Below are 17,694 nucleotides of genomic sequence, written 5' to 3' on the forward strand. Positions count from 1 at the left end.
ACTAACCCACCTCGTATGTGACATGGGCCCTATGGGCCGCCTCACCCCCACCCCACCCAAACCCCACCCACCGCAACCAAACACACACCCACCGCACACCAACCCTCCCCCCTGCCGCACCCACCCTGCCCGCACCGCCCTGCCCTGCCCTGCCCGCCACACCGCCGCACCCGCCACCCCCAACCCGGCCGAACAGCCGAAAGACACCACCCCCGGCACGAAAACAACGAACACCAAAACAGAACGGGCACAGGGACACCCGACGCCGAAACAGCAGGTCTGAGGACAGCGAAAGCGGTGACCGCCGCGCAGCCTCCGCAGCGGCCCCCGCGCCGGATCAGGCGGTGTTGCTTAGGGTCGTCATGCCGTGCGTCCCAGCTGTTGTCGGCTGCTCTGCGGCTGCGGTGGGGGCGCTTGCGCGGCAGCGGGCCGGTGGCGCCCGGCGTGGCGTTGTCGGCCATCCGGCGGCGCCGTGTACCACCCTGGTGATAGCTGGATGCCACCCCTGGTGGTAGGGAGGAATCACATCCTGGTGGGACGACAGGGCGGCGGTCCGCGGCTACGTTGTCGCCCGTTGCGCAACGCGCCCATGACGGAGGATCGCCGCATGCAGACCCGTTTAGCCGATGGCCCCCGCAAGCCCCTGGTGTGGGGGATATCCCTCGTCCTGATCACGGTCGCCCCGCTCCTGGGGGTTTCGCCCGGGGCCGCCACGGCGACCGGTCTCACCAACCCGCCCCCGCCAGTACCCGTACCCGTGCCCGTTCTGTCGTGGGGGCCCTGTGCCGGTCAGGCGGACGGTTTCGAGTGCGCGACCGCCCGGGTGCCGCTGGACTACCGTCAGCCCACCGGGCGTACGCTCCCGATCGCCGTCACCCGGCGGGTCGCGGCCGACCCGGCCCGCCGCGCCGGTGTCCTGCTGCTGCACCCCGGCGGACCCGGCAACTCCGGTGTGGACTTCGCCCGTAACAGCTACGCCTCGCTCCCCGCCTCCCTGCGGGACTCCTTCGACGTCGTCGGGTACGACATGCGGGGCGTGGCCCGCAGCGGGCAGGTGGAGTGCTGGAACGACCAGGAGTACTCGGCCGCCGTCGACGCCGCGCGCGGGGTGCCCGGTCCGGGGGCCCTGCAGGGCGCCATCCGGCAGGGCGCCGACTTCGCCAACGCCTGCAGGCAGCGCGCCGGTGACCTCGTTCCGTTCGTCGGCACCGGCTCGAACGCCAAGGACATCGACCTGCTGCGCCAGGCCCTCGGCGAGGAGACGCTCTCCTTCTACGGCCGTTCCTTCGGCAGCTACGTCGGCACCGTCTACGCCGCGCAGTTCCCCCGGCGGGTGCGTGCCATGGTCCTGGACGGGGCCTATGATCCGCGCCGCTACGCGGACGTGCCGTACGCCTACGACGGCGCGCAGTTCGTCGCCTTGGACGCGGCGGTCGGCCGGTTCCTGGACTGGTGTGCGCAGAACGCCGCCGCCTGCGGATTCGGCGAGGGCCGCCCGAGGGAGGCCTTCGAGCGGCTCAAGCGGGCGCTGGACGCGGACCCGGTCGTCACGGCGAGCGGGCGCCCGGCCACCGGGTACACGCTCGCGTACCGGCTGATGTTCAACATCAACGCGGGCCAGGAGATCTGGCCCGAGCTCGGGCAGGCCCTGCGGGCGGCGCAGGCACGCCAGGCCACGTTCCTGCTGAACCCGCCCTCCCCCGCGTCGTTCGACTTCCTCAACGTCAACCTGGCCGTCGAGTGCGCCGACCGCGTCTACCCGACGAGCCGGCTGCTCCTGGGTGCGGTGGTCGGTACCCATGTCGCTGCGGCGCCGCTGCTGGGGCCCGCCATCGGGCTCGGGCCGCCCACCTACGACCACAACCACGCGCCGGCCTGCGCCCAGTGGCCGGCGGAACGCCCGAGCCGCTTCGAGGGCTCCTACCGGGCGGCGGGTTCCGCCCCGATCCTGGTCCTCGGCACGACCGGGGACCCGGACACCCCGTACCAGGACGCCGTGGCCCTGGCCGGGACGCTGGACAACGGGCGGCTGCTGACCTTCGCCGGTGAGGGGCACACCGCATACAACCGCAGCGCGTGTGTCAGCGCCCTGGTCACGGACTACCTCGCCACCCTGGCGCTGCCCGCGCGGGGCACCGTCTGTGCGGACGAGACGCCGGCGGGGACGCTCGGCCGCCGCACCGCGGGCGTCGAGGTCGACGAGACGCGCGATGTGATCCCTGCGCTGCGCTGAGCGCGTGCGCTGGACGACGGGGGCCGGAGTGGGTGGGGTGGGGTGGCGTGGGGAAGGGGATCGGTCTGGCCTAGGATGCCGGGCGGACGGAGCCGTAGCGCAGAGGTCGACGCGCGCGGTCTCCAAAATCGCGAGGACGCCGGTTCGAATCCGGCCGGTTCCGTCCGCAACCGGCCTCAGGAAACCGGATCGGGGCCGGATCGGGGCCGCGGGCTGCATGCTGCGTGCTGGGGTTACCGGGTGGTTCGGTGGCGCGCGTCGGCTGCCCGTCTGTGGCCGGTGCGCGGGCACACTGAGTGGCATGAACGTGAACGGCGACCTTCTGGCCCGGGCGCGCGTGGCGGACCGGCTTCCCGCCCAGGACCTGGAACGGGCTCGGCGTTTCTACACCGAGCGGCTCGGTCTGGAGCCTGTCGACGAGCGGCCCGGCGGCCTTCTCTACCGGTGCGGGGGTGCGGAGTTCGTGCTGTTCCGGTCTACGGGATCCTCGCCCGGCACGTTCACGCAGATGGCATTCGAGGTCGACGACCTCACCCGCGTGGTCGCGGAGCTCAAGCGGCACGGTGTGGTGTTCGAGGACGTCGACGTGCCCGGATTCAAGACGAGGGACTCGATCGCCGAGATCGACGGGAACTACCCGAGCAAGGGCGCCCGGGGCGAGCGCGGCGCCTGGTTCCGCGACAGCGAGGGCAACCTGCTGGGCATCGGCGAACCGGTCGTCTGACGGCCCTGCGCCCACGCTGCGGACCCGGACCCGGATGCCGGCCGGGGGCGGGACGTGACGGGTCCCGGCGCGTGGCCGAAGGTACCTGCCTCGCTACCGGGGCCTACTTGCCCGCCAGACCCGCATTGGCCCCGCCGCGCAAGTCCGCGAACCCCTGCGCGATGACAGCAGCCGGCTCCAGGCACGCCGTACGCGTGTCCGCTGCCGTCGGCCCCGTGGCGCATCCCAAGGATGTGTACGTACCGACTGCTGCCTGGAGCTTGCGAGCAACCGAATCGAGCGTCGCGAATCCTTGGCGCCCATCGATCTCGCTCAAGGCCAGGCCGGCGGCATCGGATGTGGCATCGGCTGCTGCCTTGCACTTCGCGGTGAACAGCTGGGGCGAAAACGTCGAGCAGGGGGAGTTCGTACCCGAACCGAACTGTCGTTCACCCGCCGAGATGCGCCGCTCGACGGCGAGCTTCACCTTCTCGGCGGCCTGCGCCTTCGCCGAGACCGGCTCGACCGACGGCGTGGAGGAGGAAGGGGAGGGGGAGGAGGCCGGGGGCTGCTCCGAGCGATTCGCGCCTTCGGAATCGCTGCACCCCGTGACGAGTACCCCCGACAGACCCAGCATGGCCACCGCTCGCAGCGGCACTTGCCACTTCATCATTTCGTCCCCCTCCGAACTGTCGCGTCACCCTACCCGAGGGTTGGGACAAGATCGCAGAGCCCTCGACAGCAAGTACTACTGCCGTGGCGGGTGGACCTCAACTCCTGACGGCCTCCGCGATCCGGAGGGCGGCCTGGGCCGGAGTGAGGTGGGTGGTGTCGACGACCTCGGCCTCGCGGTGCAGCCACGTGCGGGCCGCCTCGGCGTAGGGCTCGAGGTATTGGAGACGGAACGGGGACGGGCCGAGAACGGTGTCCCCCTCGATGCGTCCGCGGAGGGTGTCCTGGTCGGCGTGGAGGACGAAATGCCGTACGGGGATGGCGTGTTGAGCGAGGCCGGCGCTGATCTCGCGCCAGTACTCCTCGACCAGGACCGTCATGGGAATCACCAACGTGCCGCCGGTGTAGTCGAGTACGTGGCGGGCCGTCTCGACGACGAGCGGCCGCCACGGCGGCCAGTGCTGGAAGTTGGTGGTCCTGGGCAGTCCCGGCGTGATGTCCATGAGCGTCTCGCCGACCTTCTCGGCATCGAACACCCGTGAATCCGGGATCAGTGGGTGCACGAGTGCACTGGTCGTCGTCTTGCCTGCGCCGTGGGTGCCGTTGAGCCATACGATCATGGGGTCTCATGCTAGCGCCGCGGGACCCGGTGCGAGCCGTGGGACCCGTGGGAACGCCCCCACTCGCGGAGTCGCAGTGGCGGGAAAGGGATCACCGCCGCCTTCACCCGCGCGCATGATCCCTATGCTGGCGGCATGCTCGACATACCTCTTTCAGCTCTGGAAGTCGCGATGGTCCAGACGGGCACCCGCGCCGTGGAGACCCTGCGGGACACCGCGGCCTTCGCGCAGGGGGTGGAACGGCTGGGATACCACCGGATCTGGTACGCGGAACACCACCACTCCCCCGCGATCGGCGCGTTCCCGCCCGTGGTGCTGACGGCGCACGCCGCCGCTTCGACCTCGGCCATCCGGCTCGGGTCGGGCGGCGTACTGGCCCCCAACCATGCGCCCATCACCGTGGCAGAGCAGTTCGGAACGCTGGCCGCCCTGCACGAGGACCGCATCGACCTGGGCATCGGCCGCGGTCCCGGCACCTTCGACGAGGCGACCGCACGGGCACTTCGCCGCGGAGCCGCGCCGGCGACCGATGCCCAGTACCGCGACGACGTCACGGCGATCCTGTCGCTCCTGGTCGACGAGGTCGCACTCGGCCCGCTGCCCGAACCGTGGCTGCTGGCCTCCAGCCCCGCCGGAGCCGCCCTCGCCGCCGCCCTCGGCCTGCCCGTCGCGGTCGCCCACCACATCCGGCCGGACAACACCCGTGCCGTACTGGAGTGTTACCGGGAACGGTTCACCCCTTCCCGCTGGTGCGAGCGGCCCCGGGTGCTGCTGTGTGTCGAGGCGGTGTGCGCCGAGACCGAAGAGGAAGCCGTCTGGCGGGCCGGACCCATGAACGTCATCAAAGCAGGGCTCCTCAAGGGACTGAGCGAGTCGCCCTTCCCCACGCCCGAGCAGGCGGCCGCCCACCCCTTCACGGCCGAGGAGCGGCAGGCGCTGGCGGGATTCCGTGCGCAGCAGGCCGTCGGGACGCCGGAGACCGTCGTGAACCGGCTGGCGCACCTGGCCGGTGAGACCGGAGCGGACGAACTGATGCTCACCACACCCGTCTACGACCTCCGTGACCGCCTCCGCTCCTACGAGCTCATCAGGAAGTACTCCGGCGCCGCCGCGACCGTGCCCTAGGAACGCCGCGGGGGACGGTGTCCGCGGGCGGCGAGAGCGCCGGTCAGAGCATCCGCACGTCGGCGTCGGGGAGTTTGGCCCACCAGTGGTGGTAGCGGCTGTAGACCTCCGTCTCACGGTCGTCGAGGACGGCCCTCAGGGACTGGGCTTCCTCGGCGAGCCCGTCCCAGGTGGCGGGTGACAGGGGGTGGAAGGCCGTGGCCTCGATTCCGCCCTGCAGCGGGCGCCACACACCGGCGACGTGGCCGTCCACCAGCAGGGTGGGCAGTACGTCGCCGTTGCGGCGGATCACCAGGGGGCGGTAGGCCGGGGGTATCACGCGGCTGCGGTCGGCGTAGGCCAGCAGGATGCTGTCCCACATGGCCATGAGCCGGGGAGGGGCGGGGGTTTCGGCGGGTGGCCGCAAGGCGCCCGGGAGGTCGAACAGCGTGTCGCCGTCCGGGCCCTGCAGCTGCTCGACCACCGCGTCCAGGGCGCGGAGTGCCGCGCGGACGTGCGCCCGCTTCACCAGGGCGAACTGCGCCACGTCCGCGACCGACGCGGGTCCGAATCCCGCCAGATAGCGCAGGATCAGGGCCTGCAGCGCTTCGGGCTCCCCCGCCCGGTCCGCGGGTACGGGCACGGAAACGGGAATGGAAACCGGGACGGGTCCGGCTCCGGCCGCGATGAAGGACGGGCGTAGGCCGAAGGACCACGGCGCATCCGTCGGGGCGTGGTGCAGAGGCGCGTACCCCTTCAGCCCCCACCACGCCCCGTCCCTCTGCTCGGCGCCGAACCGCGCCCCGGTCCACGCCTGCATCTCGGCCGAGGTGCGCGGCCGGCGGGCGAAGGCCAGCAGCTCCGGCAGCAGTTCTCCGGCGTCGGCGGGGGTCAGCCCGGCGGCGGCGAAGCGGGCGCCGAGGCGGGAGGCGTACAGCGTGGGCTCCATCGCCGTACGGAAGACCGGGTAGTCCTCGGCGTGCACGGCGTGCAGGGTGATCCGCATCAGGGTCGCCTTGACCACCGACCGCCCGGTGAAGGCCGCGTCGAGTTCGGCCGGCGCGAAACCGGCGAGCCGGTTCCAGAGCGCGAGGTACGGCGAGGCCGCGTGCTGTGCCTGGAGGGCAACCACGCGCCGCACCCCTTCGGGTACGGTCAGCGGCTCGCGGTTCAGCAGCAACTGGCGGCCCAGGGTTGCCCGGTTGAGTTCGCGCGCGGTGATCGTCACAGTGCAGGATTCTGCCCTGCGCCGCTCCCCCGCCAACGCCCGGCCCCCGGTCTCCTAGTCTCCCGGCCTCCTGGGCGATGACAGCGGCGGGCACCGCGCGCCGCGATCCGGGCGCGCCGGCCCGCGGAGCCCCCGGCAGCCCCCGGCAGCCCCCGGCAGCCCTCGACAGCCCCGGCGGCCCCTGCAGCCCCGGCCGGACTGCGGGGCGCGGCGGCTCGTTCCACAATGGGACGAGGGCACGCGCGCGGGCACCGGCGGTGTCCTGGCGGTGTCGGCTGAGAGGAACGCCCTCATGCGCGCTGAGTCCTCGGCGGCCGCACGGAGGACGGGGGCCTTCGTCGCCGTCGCCGTCGCGCTGTTCTGCATCCAGCTCGACTTCTTCGCCCTCAACCTCGCCCTTCCCGGTATCGCGGCGGAGCTAGGCGTCACTGTCTCGGCCGCGCAGTGGACCCTGTCCGCGTACATGCTCGCCATCGGCTGTTTCTTCATCATCGGCGGCCGGGTGGGGGACGTCTTCGGACGGCGGGGCACCCTGCTGGCCGGGACCGCCCTGTTCACGGCCGGTTCCGTGGGCTGCGCGCTGGCTCCCGGCCTGGGCTGGCTGGTGGCGGCCCGGATCGCGCAGGGGGTGGGCGCGGCGTTCGTCTTCCCGGTGTCGGTGTCCGTGATCACCAACACGTTTCCCGAGGAGGGCCGGGCCAAGGCCCTGGGCGCCGTCTTCGGCATCGCCAACATCGGGACCGCGGTCGGGCCCTTCGTGGGCGGCGGGTTCACCGAGGGGCCGGGCTGGCGCTGGATCTTCTGGCTGATGGCGCCGCTGAGCCTGCTCTCGCTGATCGTCGCCCTCGTGTACGTACCGGATTCGCGCGACGCGTCGGCGCCCCGCGAGCTGGATCTCCTGGGCTGCGCGCTGGTCGTGTGCGCGCTGGCCGCCCTCACCCTGGCCGTGGAGCGCGGGGACGCCTGGGGCTGGGCGAGTGCCCGTACCCTCGGCTTCTTCGCGGTGGCGGTGGTGGCCGGCGCCCTGTTCGTGGTGCGGGAGCGGCTGGCCCGGCATCCGCTGATCGACCTGCGGCTGTTCCGCAACGTCCCGTACGTCCTGGTGACCGGGATGGGCTCGCTCTCGAACATGGGCTACGGCGTCACCGTCTTCCTCGCCACGCTCTACCTCCAGGGCGTACGCGGGCTCTCGCCGCTCCTGGCCGGCACGGTGTTCCTGGCCCCGGCCCTGCTCGTGGCCCTCAGCGGGCCGCTCGGGGCGCGGCTGGGGCGGCACATGCGGCCGACCGCCGTGATGGCGCTCGCCGGGGCCGTCGCCGGTACGGGGATGTACGCGCTGGCCCAGGTCAGCGCCTGGTGGTTGTACGTGCCGGTGTTCGCGTGGTGCGGCCTGGGCCTGGGGCTGGGCTGGACCTTCTCCAGCGTGGCGACGCAGCAGGTCGTGGCGCCGGCCAGGGCCGGGGAGGCGTCGGGCGTGCTGCTGACGTTCCTGGTCACGCTGGGTGCGATCGCCCTGGCCGGGACGGCGGCGGCGATCTCGGCGATGACGCCGGAGCGGCCGCCCGAGGAGGCCTACGACGCGATCCTGCGGCTGGGCGGGGTGGTCATCCTCGCGACGGCGGTGGCCGTCATGGCCGTACGCCACCGGCTGGTACTGCTCGGCAGGATCGCGCCGTTGTCGATGCGGGCCCGCGACGATGCCGGGCGGGAACCGGGCCGTCGGCCCTGACCCCCGCCGGACGGTCGACCGCCCGGCGGGCAAGGGTTCTCAAGGCCGCGGCAGACGGTGCCTCAGGAGGTGCGGCGCCGGAGCATCGACGTCAGGCGGACGACGAAGTGGATCGCGGCCGCGGCGGCGGCGATGTCCAGGACGTCGGCCGCCATCAGCAGCACCGTGGCGTCCCGCAGGTCCGGAATCGCCTCGGCGCGGCCGTACGTCCAGCCGGCGTACTGGTTGAACGCTCCCGAGGTGACGAAGAGCCCCCACCACAGGCCCACCGGCCAGAACGCCACCTCGGCCGGCTGTCCCGCGGCCGGGGCGGGGGCCGATGCGGATACGGAAGCGGAAGCAGATGTGGATGCGGATGTGGATGTGGATGTGGAAGCCGGTACGCAGACACCCCACATGTCCAGGGCGATCCGGAACGGCCGCCAGAGGTTGAGCACCGGGAACAGCCAGGCTCCGATCGCCCAGCCGGTCCCCGTGCGCAGGCGGTCCGGCGCGAGCGCCACCGCGCTGCGGTACATCCGGTGGAACCAGGCGATGAACACGATGCCGCAGACGATGACGGCCTGGTACTGGAACATCCAGGCGCGCCGGTACAGGGTGTCGGCGGCGTCCCAGTCCTCCATGGAGGCATAGGCGAAGCCGCCTTCCCAGTCGAGCAGGTCATGGGCCCGCGTCCCGGCGTACAGCGAGAACAGGTCGGCCACGATCACCGCGGCCAGCAGCAGCACCACGGCGGCCGGCAGGAGCCGCGGTGCCTTCGGTGTCCGGGCCGGCAGGAACGGGCGTGGCTTCAACCGGCTGGTTTCGGACATGGCGAGGACCCCCCACGGGTACGCGTTGCGAGACATCGCTCACCGCAGTGGGAGCGTCGGGGGACCATACGCCCTCCGGAGCCGCCCCGTCCATCGCGTATCCGCAGGTCGGAGGTGGCAGGGGCGGTTCGGTGGGGTGCCGTTCGGGATCTTGTCACGCCCCGGGCCGGGGGCCGCTCGCCCAGCGGGCGCAATGTGTCAAGACACGAATATCCGAGACATGACCTGAGGGCTTTCCGTCCCGCCTACTGAAATCTCCTGCCTCGCCCGGAGCGCGTGAGGCCCGCCAGAGCGAGGAGACGATGGGTGATGAATTCCGAATGTCGTGCCCAGCAGTGTGCGGATCAGCCTCGCGTCGGGCCGTGCGCGTTGACCTTCGAGGAAGTGGACCGGTGGGCGGCCGCCGGACACGTGGACGGTGATCTGGACGGGATTCACCTGGCCCGGGCGATCACGGAGGAGGTGAGGCGGGCTGGGAAGCACTTTCTGCCGCAGCCGTTCCTTTTTCAGCTGAGTGAGATCCGGCGCCGGCACGCCACGGGTCGCCGGCCCTTTCTGCAGGCCTTTCTCGACTGCCTGCTCGACAAGCACGAGGACCGTTACTGGAACCGCACGTACCTTTCCCTGCCGCTGCTGGAGCTCATAGCGGACGAGCCCGGGCACGCGCCGGGGCCGAATCGGCTGGCCACATGGCTCATATCCGACGTGGCGCGTTTCGAGATGCGGACCGCGGCCGCGCCGCAGGAACCGGCGGACGCCGAGCGGGACCGGCCCGGGGCGGCGACCTTGCGCAAGCGGCTGCGACACGCCCTGCGGTTCGTGGCGCACGACCACGACGGGCTGAACGTCGACGCGCTGGACATCGACGCGCTGGACGTCGAGGACCTGACCCCTCAGGCGGCCGACCTGCTCCCCCGGCCCGCGGCGACGGATGCGGGGCGCTGGTTCGAGGTGACGGTGCAGCCCGTGTACGTGCTGCACGACGAGTACTTCTTCATGCGCGCCCTGCAGGCCCACGAGATGCTGTTCACGGCGATCGCGCAGGACATGCGGGCGGCGATCGCGGCGTTGCGCGACGGCTGCCTGGAACCGGCGGCCGCGTGCGTGGACCGCGCGGCCGCCTCGTTCGAGCGGGCCTCGGCGCTGTTCCGGCTGGTCGCGACGATGCGGCCGGAGCACTTCTCCGGGTTCCGGGAGTTCACCCAGGGCGCGAGCGCCATTCAGTCCGAGCAGTACAAGCGGTTCGAGATCCTGTGCGGCCTTCCGCCCGCCGAGCGTCTGGGGTCGCCGGCGTTCACGAGTGTGCCGGCGGTACGGGCCGAGGCGCGGGACGCGGGCCACGACACGGTGACGCGCGCGTATCTCGACCTTCGCCGCAGGGCCCGTTTCAGCTGGACGGACTGGAACCGCTTCCACACCGCGCTGGGCCGGCTGGAGGAGCGGCACCAGCGGTGGAAGTCCACGCACCGCAGCCTCGCCGCGCGGATGCTCGGCAGTGCGCGCGGGTCGGGCGACACCGAGGGCGTGCCCTACCTGACGCAATGTCTGGACAACCGGCTCTTCGGGCAGTTGGGCGGGCAGCGCGACCCGCGGTGCGGGCGGGAGGGCAACGGTACGGGCGACTGATCGCACGACCGGGCCGCCGCCCCTCCGACCGGTTCGGCGCACCGGCCGCACGAACGGGCCGCCGGCGCCTGACCCCGGACCGGCGTTCCGACGGCCGGTCGCGGCTCAGACCAGCGCCGCGGCGGTCGGCACGACCACGCCCCACAGGTCCTCGACGGTGGCGAGCGCGCCGTGGTGGAGCTGGGCGGCGGGCACCTCGACGCCGGCGGCCCGCAGGGGGCGGGTGGCACAGGCGTCCGCGACCACGGTGGGCCGGTTGCCGCGCAGGAACGCGCCGGCCGCCGTGAACTGCACGCACATGTGGGTCATGAATCCGGCGATGACGAGGTCGGTGTTGCCGGCCTTGTCCACCACCTCGTCCAGGTTCGTGTCGTGGAAGGCGTTGGGGGTGGTTTTTACGACGGTCTCCTCGCCGTCGGCGGGTGCCACAAGGGGGTGGATCCGGCCGATCTCGGCGCGGATGTCGTAGGGGGTGCCCTCGCCGCCGTCGTTGATGACGTGGACGACGGTCGCGCCCGCCCGGCGGGCCCGGGCCAGCAGTGCGGCAGCGGCGTCCAGCGCCTCCTGCCAGCCCTCGAGCTCCATCACGCCGCGGGTGTAGGTGCTCTGGTAGTCGATCAGGATCACGGTCGCGCCGGCGAGGGCGGCCGGGCTCTGGTCGAAGCCGTTGAGTTCGCGCAGGGTCGTCGTAGGCATGCTGCACCTTTTCGCATCACGTATCGGAAGGGGGTGGGTGGGCCACGCGTGGTGGCGCACCGCCCACGCTACGAACCGCACTCGTATGGCGGCAATGTCATGCAACTTGCAGATACGGACATCGGTGTGGTCTCGTGCCCCCGAGCCCCGGTCCCGGGGCCCGGCCACGAGGCCGACCGCCCCTCCCCCGCCTTCACCTCGCCCCTGCGACTGGACGGACACCCCTGTGAGCAGCCTGAACCGGTTGATCGTCGTGCTCCTCTTCGACGGCGTCGACCTGCTCGACGTCACCGGTCCCCCGGAGGTGTTCGCCCTGCTGCGGCGGGAGACCGGAAGCGCGCAGGGCTATCAGGTGGTGCTGGCCGCCGAGACGATGGAGGCGGTCACCACCTCCGCCGGGGTACGGATCCTGCCCGACCTCACCTTCGCCGACGCGGCCGCGCACAGCATCGACACCCTGATGGTTCCCGGCTCGGTCGAGGTCGACGGCCTCGACCGCGTCCATGCCGTCACCGATCCTGCCGTGGTGCACTGGGTGAAGGAGCTGGCGGGTCGGTCCCGGCGGATCGCGTCGGTGTGCGTGGGGGCGCATCTGCTGGCGGCCGCCGGGCTCCTGGACGGCAAGCGCGCCACCACCCACTGGTCGACCGCGCAGCAGCTCGCCGCCGACCACCCGGCGGTCGAGGTCGACGCGGACCCCATCTTCATCCGCGACGAGGACGTGTGGACGGGAGCGGGGATCACCGCGTGCCTGGACCTGTCACTGGCGCTGGTCGCCGAGGACTTCGGCGAGACGGTCGCGCTGCGCGTCGCACGGCAGCTGGTGATGTACCTCAAGCGCCCCAGCGGGCAGAGCCAGTTCAGCGTCCCGATCGAGCCCGTCTCCACGACGCGGCGCATGGACGACCTCCGCCACCACATCACCGCCAACATCACCGGCCGGCTCACCGTCACCGATCTCGCCGAACACGCCCATGTCAGCGAACGGCAGCTCACCCGCATCTTCAAGACCGAACTGGGCATGACCCCGGCCGCCTACATCGAATCGGCCCGCGTCGAGGTGGCCCGCAACCAGCTCGAGTCCACCGACGACACCCTGGAACGGGTCGCCTCGGCGTGCGGCTTCAACACCCCCGACACCCTGATCCGCGCGTTCCGCCGGAAGCTCAACACCACCCCGACGGAATACCGCAGCCGCTTCCGGCACACCCGCCACCCTTGACCGTTCCGGTCGGTGCGCGGGCCCCGGTGGATCCGCGCACGCCGCCGACAGCCGCCCCTGTGCCGTTCCCGGGTCCTACCGGTGAAGGGCGTGGGGGCGGTCAGCGGTGCGCAGCACCTGCAGGCGCTGCTCGGCGAGCAGCAGGTGACGGGGATCCGCCAACGGCAGAGCACCCAGGAGAGCGACCAGCCCGGGCCCGAACTCCAACGCCAGGGCCCGGTCCCTGACCTGAGCCCAGCAGTAGAGCGCACCGGCCGCAGCCGCATGCACCTCCGGTGCATCGGCACCCTGACGGGCCAGGCGGGTCTGGCCGGCGCCCATCCACAGCCGGGTGGCCAACGGGAAGTCACCTGCCATCCGCGCCAGATCGGCACGGATCTCCACCCACCCGGTCGCCTCCGACGAGGCGTGTCCGCAAGCCTGCAGCACGTACTCCTCCCATGCCTGAGCCAGCTTGGCCGCCTCCGCGTGGCGGCCCGCCGTGGCCAGTGCATGGATGTAGGGCCGCGGATCCGCACCCGGAGCGGGAACCGGTCCGCCCGTCTCCGGGTCCGGCCCGGCGGTCGGCGCGGAGGCGGGGACGGGATGCTCCGGCTGCCGGAGATGCTGAGGCTCTTGGGGTTCTTGGGGCTGTTGGTGCTCCTGCTGTGGGCCGGAACGCATGGCGAGCTCGCGGGCGGTCGGCAGGACCACGGTCCCCGGCGGCAGCGCCGCGGCCGAAACCGCGAGGGCGTGCAGCTGGACGTTGCCGGGCCGGCCCGGACCACGGCGCAGCTGGTCGATCCACTGCCGGGTGTAGCCGCTCACCGCGGCGCCCGCCGCCGGGGCGAAGGCCGGCGGGCAGATCACCCCGTACACCTCCACCGAGGGCGGGGCCGGCAGGCTGCCGTACTCCTGCAGCAGCGGCCAGGCCTCCTTGTCCGCGGCCAGATCGAGAAGGACCGTCGTCAGGCCGGCAGGGCGGGCCCGCAGTTCGGTGCCCAGCCACTCCCACGGCAGCGAGGTATAGCGCACCGAGGCGGCGGTCGTACCGGCCAGCGCGAGATGAAGACGCCGGCCGCGGCGGTCCACGGTGAGACGGCCCGAAAGATAGACCAGCAAGGGGCCCGGCGTGGCGGCAGCCGTACGCAGCCGCGTCAGCAGCGTGTTCGGATCACGCGCCCCGTCGAGACTGACCGTGTCGCTGGGAAGCCCGCTGCCCAACAGGGCGGAGGCGGGCACCATCGCCAGGGCAGCCAGGTTCGCGCTCGGCGCCAGCTGCACCGTGCGCCGCCGCACAGCCACATCACCCGCTATCAGCAGCACGTGCCCTCGCTGCTGCTCCCATGCGTTCAAGTGCATGTGCAGACCGTACTCACACACCGCCGCCGGGAAGAACACTACGGCACACCGTGGACCGACCGGCTGGACTACCCTCGGTCATGTGATCGAGCACGTGAACCAACTCGGCAGTCAGACACCGCGGACCGGACCGCCCCCGACGGGCGATGCCGTGTCGGTGTGGTCCTGGGACACCACGGCGGACGTCGTCGGCGGATACCCCGTCCAGGAGGCGGGCGCGGTACTCGACGCGGACGAACGCGCCCGAGCCGAACGCATGGTCCAGCCCGCCGACCGCCACCGCTACCGCGCCTCACACCTCGGACTCCGCGTCCTCCTCGGCAGCTGCCTGGGGTCGGCTCCGCAGGGCATACGCCTGATCCGGGAGGACTGCCCGTGCTGCGGCGGCCCGCACGGCCGCCCCGCCGTGGCCGACGCCGCGTTCCACTTCTCCCTCTCCCACAGCGGCGACCTGGCCTACCTCGCCCTGGCCGCACGACCCGTCGGTGTGGACATCGAGGCGATCCCGGGCCCGCAGGCCGTGGCCGACGTCATCAACGCCCTGCACCCGGCGGAGACCGCCGAGCTGAACGCGCTCGCCATCGACCAACGCCCCACCGCACTCGCCCGCCTGTGGGCCCGTAAGGAAGCCGTCCTCAAGGCCACCGGCACCGGCCTCGCCGAAGGCCTCACCCACCCCTACGTCGGCAGCCACCCCGCTCCGACCCACCCGCCGGGCTGGACCCTCACCGACCTCCCGGCCCCCCATGACTACAGAGCGGCCCTCGCCACCACCAACGACAACTCCTAGGCGGGAGCGGCCGTTTCGTGGGACGGGGGCCAGGAGGCCCAGCGGACGGGGGCAAAAGTGTCGTTGGTCGCGCGGATGTTCAGTGCGCCCGGGCCGGCGAAGTGGGCGGGGACGACCAGTTCCCGCTCGTCCGCGGCCCGTTGCAGGACGCGGCGGCGGCTGGCTGCCGCCTGTACCGGGTCCAGGCAGAAGCAGCTGTTGCAGGAGGGCCGGGCCATCTGCACCGGGCTGTGCACGAGATCGCCGACGAACACGGCCCGCTCGCCCCGGGAGGCCAGGCGCAGAACGGACGAGCCCGGCGTGTGGCCGGGGGCCGGCTCCAGGGTGAGGTGTTCGTCGATGCGGTGGACGCCGTCCCACAGCACGGCCTGTCCGGCCCGGTGCACGGGCGCAATGCTGTCCTCGTAGACCAGGGCGTCGTCCGGGTTCCGGCCCTTCCCATGGGTGTTGCCCGGGCCGAAGTAGGTGTTGTCCGCCGCGGGGATGAGGTAGCGGGCACGGGGGAACGTCGGGACCCACTCTCCGCCCACGTCGTGGGTGTTCCAGCCGACGTGATCGGCATGGAGGTGGGTGTTGACGACGACGTCGACGTCCTCCGGGCGGATGCCGACGCCGGCCAGGGCGCCCAGGAAGTCGGTCTGCCAGTGGTGGAAATGCGGGGAGTGGGGGCGTTCGCGGCCGTTGCCGACCCCGGTGTCGATCAGGACGGTCTGTCCGCCACTGCGCACGACCCAGGACTGCAGGGCCATCACCGCCTGGTCCTGCTCCGGCTGCCAGTGGTCCGGAGCCAACCAGTGCTCGTTGTCCTCCCACACCCCGGCGGAGTCGGGCACCAAGTCGCGGGCGGAGGCGAAGAAACCCTGCCACTCGCGGACCCGGATCACCTCGACGTCGCCCAGCCATATCGAGTGCGTGTTCTCGTTCGTCATGCCCCGACCCTAGGAAGAAGCCGGTGAGCTCCTCAATGCCCGCCCGGCTCACACCGATACGCGGGCGTCTCACGTGGGGCGGCGGCCGGGTAGCGTGACGGCATGGACGTGGTGAGCGATGCGATCTCGACCGTACGGATCGGGCGGCCCTCCTCGCAGAGGGTGCGGGTGAACGGGAGTTGGTGCGCCCGCCTCGACCCGTACGACGGCGCCGGGTTCCACATCGTGCTGGAGGGCAGCTGCTGGCTGCTGCCCGACGGAGGCGGTGCGCCCCTGTCGCTGGGGGCGGGGGACGCGGTCCTGCTGCCGCACGGGACGGGCCACGTGATCGCCGATCGTCCGGCCGGTGCTCCGGAGAGGGAGCGTGCGGTCCGGTTCGACCAGTGGGACGCGGTACGCACGACAGCCCTGGCGGGTCGGGCGGTCGGGGCCGGCACGCATGCCGGGCCGGCCGGCACGCACGCCGGGCCGGCCGGGGCGGGAGCCGGCGATGCCGTCGTGGAGATGCTGTGCGGCAAGTACCGGCTCGACCGGAGCCGGGCGCATCCGCTGATGGCGGAGCTGCCGCAGATCGTGCACCTGCCCTCGCGGGTGGGCGCGCGGCCCGAACTGCGCTCTGCCATCGACCTGTTGGGCCGAGAGCTGGGTGAGCAGCGGCCCGGTTCCGGCATCGCGGTGCCCGGCCTGCTCGACCTGCTGCTCGTCTACATGATCCGCTCCTGGGTGGCCGAGGGCGGGAGCGGGACGTGGCCGGCGGTGCTGGGAGATCCGGTGGCGGCCGCCGCGCTGCGGGCCCTGCACGCGGACCCGGCCGCGCCGTGGACCCTCGAGCGTCTGGCGGCGCAGGTCGGGGTGTCCCGGCCCACCCTGGCCCGGCGTTTCACGTCCCTGGTGGGCCGGCCCCCGATGGCGTACCTGACCTGGTGGCGGCTGAGTCTGGCCGCGGCGGCGCTGCGCGAGTCCGAGGAGCCGCTGGCCGCGGTGGCGCGGCGGGTCGGCTACGGCAGCCCGTACGCCCTCTCGCACGCCTTCAGTCGCGAGTTCGGCACCACACCCGGCCGCTACCGGGCCCAGGACCGGCCGGCCGAGACGGGCCCGGAGGTGGTCAGCGGGGGTCGTTTCGCGGGGTGAGGAGGGTGTTGACGTCGGCGTAGGGCAGGGCGTCGGCGCCGAAGCCGAAGGTGCCCGACCCGGTGATCTCGCGGGCTGCCCTCGTCAGGGCGCCCAGTGCGGCCCGGGACAGGGCCGAGCCGGTGCTGATGCGGCGGACCCCGAGGGCGCCGAGTTCGGCGACGGACAGGTTCAGGGCGCCGCCCATGAGGACGTTGACCGGGCGGCTCAGCGAGGAGCAGACGGCGCGGATCGCGTCGGCGTCGGGCAGGGCGGGTGCGTACAGGACGTGGGCGCCGGCTTCCTGATAGGCCTTCAGGCGGGCGATGGTGTCGTCGAGGTCGGGCCGGCCGTGGAAGAAGTTCTCGGCGCGGGCGGTGACGGTGAAGGGGAAGTCGAGCCGTTCGGCGGCTTCCACGGCGGCGGCCACCCGCTCCACGGCTTCGGCCAGTGGGCGCACGGGGTCCTCGTCGTCTCCGGTGGAGTCCTCGATCGAGGCGCCGACCAGGCCGATCGCGGCGGCGGCCCGGATGGTGTCGGCCACGTCCCGGGGGGTCTGGCCGAAGCCGCTCTCCAGGTCGGCCGTGACGGGGAGGTGGGTGGCCTCCACGATGCCGCGGGCGTTGTCGAGGATCTCGGTGCGGCTGAGGGCGCCCGCGCCGTCGGGTCGGCCGAGGCTGTGGGCCAGGCCGGCGCCGGTGGTGGCGAGGGCCGGGAACCCGAACCCGGTCAGGATGCGGGCGCTGCCCGCGTCCCAGGGGTTGGCCACGACGAACGGGCCGGGGCCCTCGTGCAGGGCCCGGAAGGCAACGGCCCGCCGGTACCGGGCATCTGCGGCGGAGGAGGAAGGGGCGGGGGCGGCAGAGGGGGCGTCCATCT

Annotated in this window: 16 protein-coding genes and 1 tRNA gene; 9 read left to right on the plus strand and 8 right to left on the minus strand. The window is 72.5% G+C overall.

Features of this window, described 5'->3' with window-relative positions; genetic code table 11:
- The first annotated feature begins 607 nt into the window (after positions 1-607).
- From ACIPYQ_RS31805 to ACIPYQ_RS31815, 3 genes are all read left to right on the plus strand, one after another.
- Positions 608-2,233, plus strand: a complete 1,626-nt coding sequence (locus ACIPYQ_RS31805) for an alpha/beta hydrolase (protein ID WP_401257451.1) — start codon at positions 608-610, stop codon at positions 2,231-2,233.
- Between the two features lie 88 nt (positions 2,234-2,321).
- Positions 2,322-2,396: transfer RNA gene (locus tag ACIPYQ_RS31810), tRNA-Trp, on the plus strand.
- Positions 2,397-2,534: 138 nt separating this feature from the next.
- Entirely contained in the window at positions 2,535-2,957 is a 423-nt protein-coding gene (locus ACIPYQ_RS31815) for a VOC family protein (RefSeq protein WP_401257453.1), read from the plus strand.
- A gap of 103 nt (positions 2,958-3,060) precedes the next feature.
- Here the strand turns inward: ACIPYQ_RS31815 and ACIPYQ_RS31820 are convergent, their stop codons facing one another.
- Together ACIPYQ_RS31820 and ACIPYQ_RS31825 are read right to left on the minus strand one after the other, a co-directional pair.
- The gene (locus ACIPYQ_RS31820; RefSeq protein ID WP_401257455.1) at positions 3,061-3,609 is read right to left on the minus strand and encodes a hypothetical protein; all 549 of its coding nucleotides are present in this window, start codon (positions 3,607-3,609) and stop codon (positions 3,061-3,063) included.
- 97 nt (positions 3,610-3,706) lie between these two features.
- On the minus strand, positions 3,707-4,228 hold the full coding sequence (locus ACIPYQ_RS31825; protein ID WP_361770188.1) for an ATP-binding protein: 522 nt from the start codon (positions 4,226-4,228) through the stop codon (positions 3,707-3,709).
- Between the two features lie 135 nt (positions 4,229-4,363).
- Between ACIPYQ_RS31825 and ACIPYQ_RS31830 the strand changes: the two genes are divergently transcribed.
- Positions 4,364-5,353, plus strand: coding sequence for an MsnO8 family LLM class oxidoreductase (locus tag ACIPYQ_RS31830; protein WP_401257458.1), 990 nt, complete (start codon positions 4,364-4,366; stop codon positions 5,351-5,353).
- 43 nt (positions 5,354-5,396) lie between these two features.
- On the opposite strand, the gene ACIPYQ_RS31835 is transcribed toward ACIPYQ_RS31830, so the two are convergent.
- Positions 5,397-6,560, minus strand: coding sequence for a DNA glycosylase AlkZ-like family protein (locus ACIPYQ_RS31835; RefSeq protein WP_401257459.1), 1,164 nt, complete (start codon positions 6,558-6,560; stop codon positions 5,397-5,399).
- A gap of 292 nt (positions 6,561-6,852) precedes the next feature.
- On the opposite strand from ACIPYQ_RS31835, the gene ACIPYQ_RS31840 reads away from it, so the two are divergent.
- The gene (locus tag ACIPYQ_RS31840) at positions 6,853-8,289 is read left to right on the plus strand and encodes an MFS transporter (RefSeq protein WP_401257461.1); all 1,437 of its coding nucleotides are present in this window, start codon (positions 6,853-6,855) and stop codon (positions 8,287-8,289) included.
- A 62-nt stretch (positions 8,290-8,351) separates the two neighbouring features.
- Here the strand turns inward: ACIPYQ_RS31840 and ACIPYQ_RS31845 are convergent, their stop codons facing one another.
- Positions 8,352-9,101 carry a DUF4328 domain-containing protein gene (locus ACIPYQ_RS31845; protein WP_401257463.1) on the minus strand — a complete coding sequence of 250 codons (750 nt, stop codon included), beginning with the start codon at positions 9,099-9,101 and terminating at the stop codon, positions 8,352-8,354.
- A 369-nt stretch (positions 9,102-9,470) separates the two neighbouring features.
- Between ACIPYQ_RS31845 and ACIPYQ_RS31850 the strand changes: the two genes are divergently transcribed.
- Positions 9,471-10,727 carry a tryptophan 2,3-dioxygenase family protein gene (locus ACIPYQ_RS31850; protein WP_401257465.1) on the plus strand — a complete coding sequence of 419 codons (1,257 nt, stop codon included), beginning with the start codon at positions 9,471-9,473 and terminating at the stop codon, positions 10,725-10,727.
- Positions 10,728-10,832: 105 nt separating this feature from the next.
- Here ACIPYQ_RS31850 and ACIPYQ_RS31855 read toward each other — a convergent pair whose 3' ends face one another.
- The gene (locus ACIPYQ_RS31855) at positions 10,833-11,423 is read right to left on the minus strand and encodes an isochorismatase family protein (RefSeq protein WP_401257467.1); all 591 of its coding nucleotides are present in this window, start codon (positions 11,421-11,423) and stop codon (positions 10,833-10,835) included.
- A 226-nt stretch (positions 11,424-11,649) separates the two neighbouring features.
- Between ACIPYQ_RS31855 and ACIPYQ_RS31860 the strand changes: the two genes are divergently transcribed.
- A complete protein-coding gene (locus ACIPYQ_RS31860) occupies positions 11,650-12,645 on the plus strand; it encodes a DJ-1/PfpI family protein (RefSeq protein WP_361770167.1) in 996 nt (331 codons plus the stop codon).
- 75 nt (positions 12,646-12,720) lie between these two features.
- Here ACIPYQ_RS31860 and ACIPYQ_RS31865 read toward each other — a convergent pair whose 3' ends face one another.
- Positions 12,721-13,986, minus strand: coding sequence for a hypothetical protein (locus ACIPYQ_RS31865; protein ID WP_401257469.1), 1,266 nt, complete (start codon positions 13,984-13,986; stop codon positions 12,721-12,723).
- 82 nt (positions 13,987-14,068) lie between these two features.
- Between ACIPYQ_RS31865 and ACIPYQ_RS31870 the strand changes: the two genes are divergently transcribed.
- Positions 14,069-14,776, plus strand: a complete 708-nt coding sequence (locus ACIPYQ_RS31870) for a 4'-phosphopantetheinyl transferase family protein (RefSeq protein ID WP_401257471.1) — start codon at positions 14,069-14,071, stop codon at positions 14,774-14,776.
- On the opposite strand, the gene ACIPYQ_RS31875 is transcribed toward ACIPYQ_RS31870, so the two are convergent.
- On the minus strand, positions 14,773-15,705 hold the full coding sequence (locus tag ACIPYQ_RS31875; protein ID WP_401257473.1) for an MBL fold metallo-hydrolase: 933 nt from the start codon (positions 15,703-15,705) through the stop codon (positions 14,773-14,775). The two genes, ACIPYQ_RS31870 and ACIPYQ_RS31875, sit on opposite strands and share 4 nt — an antisense overlap.
- A gap of 102 nt (positions 15,706-15,807) precedes the next feature.
- Between ACIPYQ_RS31875 and ACIPYQ_RS31880 the strand changes: the two genes are divergently transcribed.
- Entirely contained in the window at positions 15,808-16,836 is a 1,029-nt protein-coding gene (locus ACIPYQ_RS31880) for an AraC family transcriptional regulator (RefSeq protein ID WP_401257474.1), read from the plus strand.
- On the opposite strand, the gene ACIPYQ_RS31885 is transcribed toward ACIPYQ_RS31880, so the two are convergent.
- Entirely contained in the window at positions 16,811-17,692 is an 882-nt protein-coding gene (locus tag ACIPYQ_RS31885; protein WP_401257476.1) for an isocitrate lyase/phosphoenolpyruvate mutase family protein, read from the minus strand. The two genes, ACIPYQ_RS31880 and ACIPYQ_RS31885, sit on opposite strands and share 26 nt — an antisense overlap.
- Positions 17,693-17,694 lie beyond the last annotated feature (2 nt).

It is taken from the genome of Streptomyces sp. NPDC090045, assembly GCF_044747975.1.
Taxonomy (GTDB): domain Bacteria; phylum Actinomycetota; class Actinomycetes; order Streptomycetales; family Streptomycetaceae; genus Streptomyces.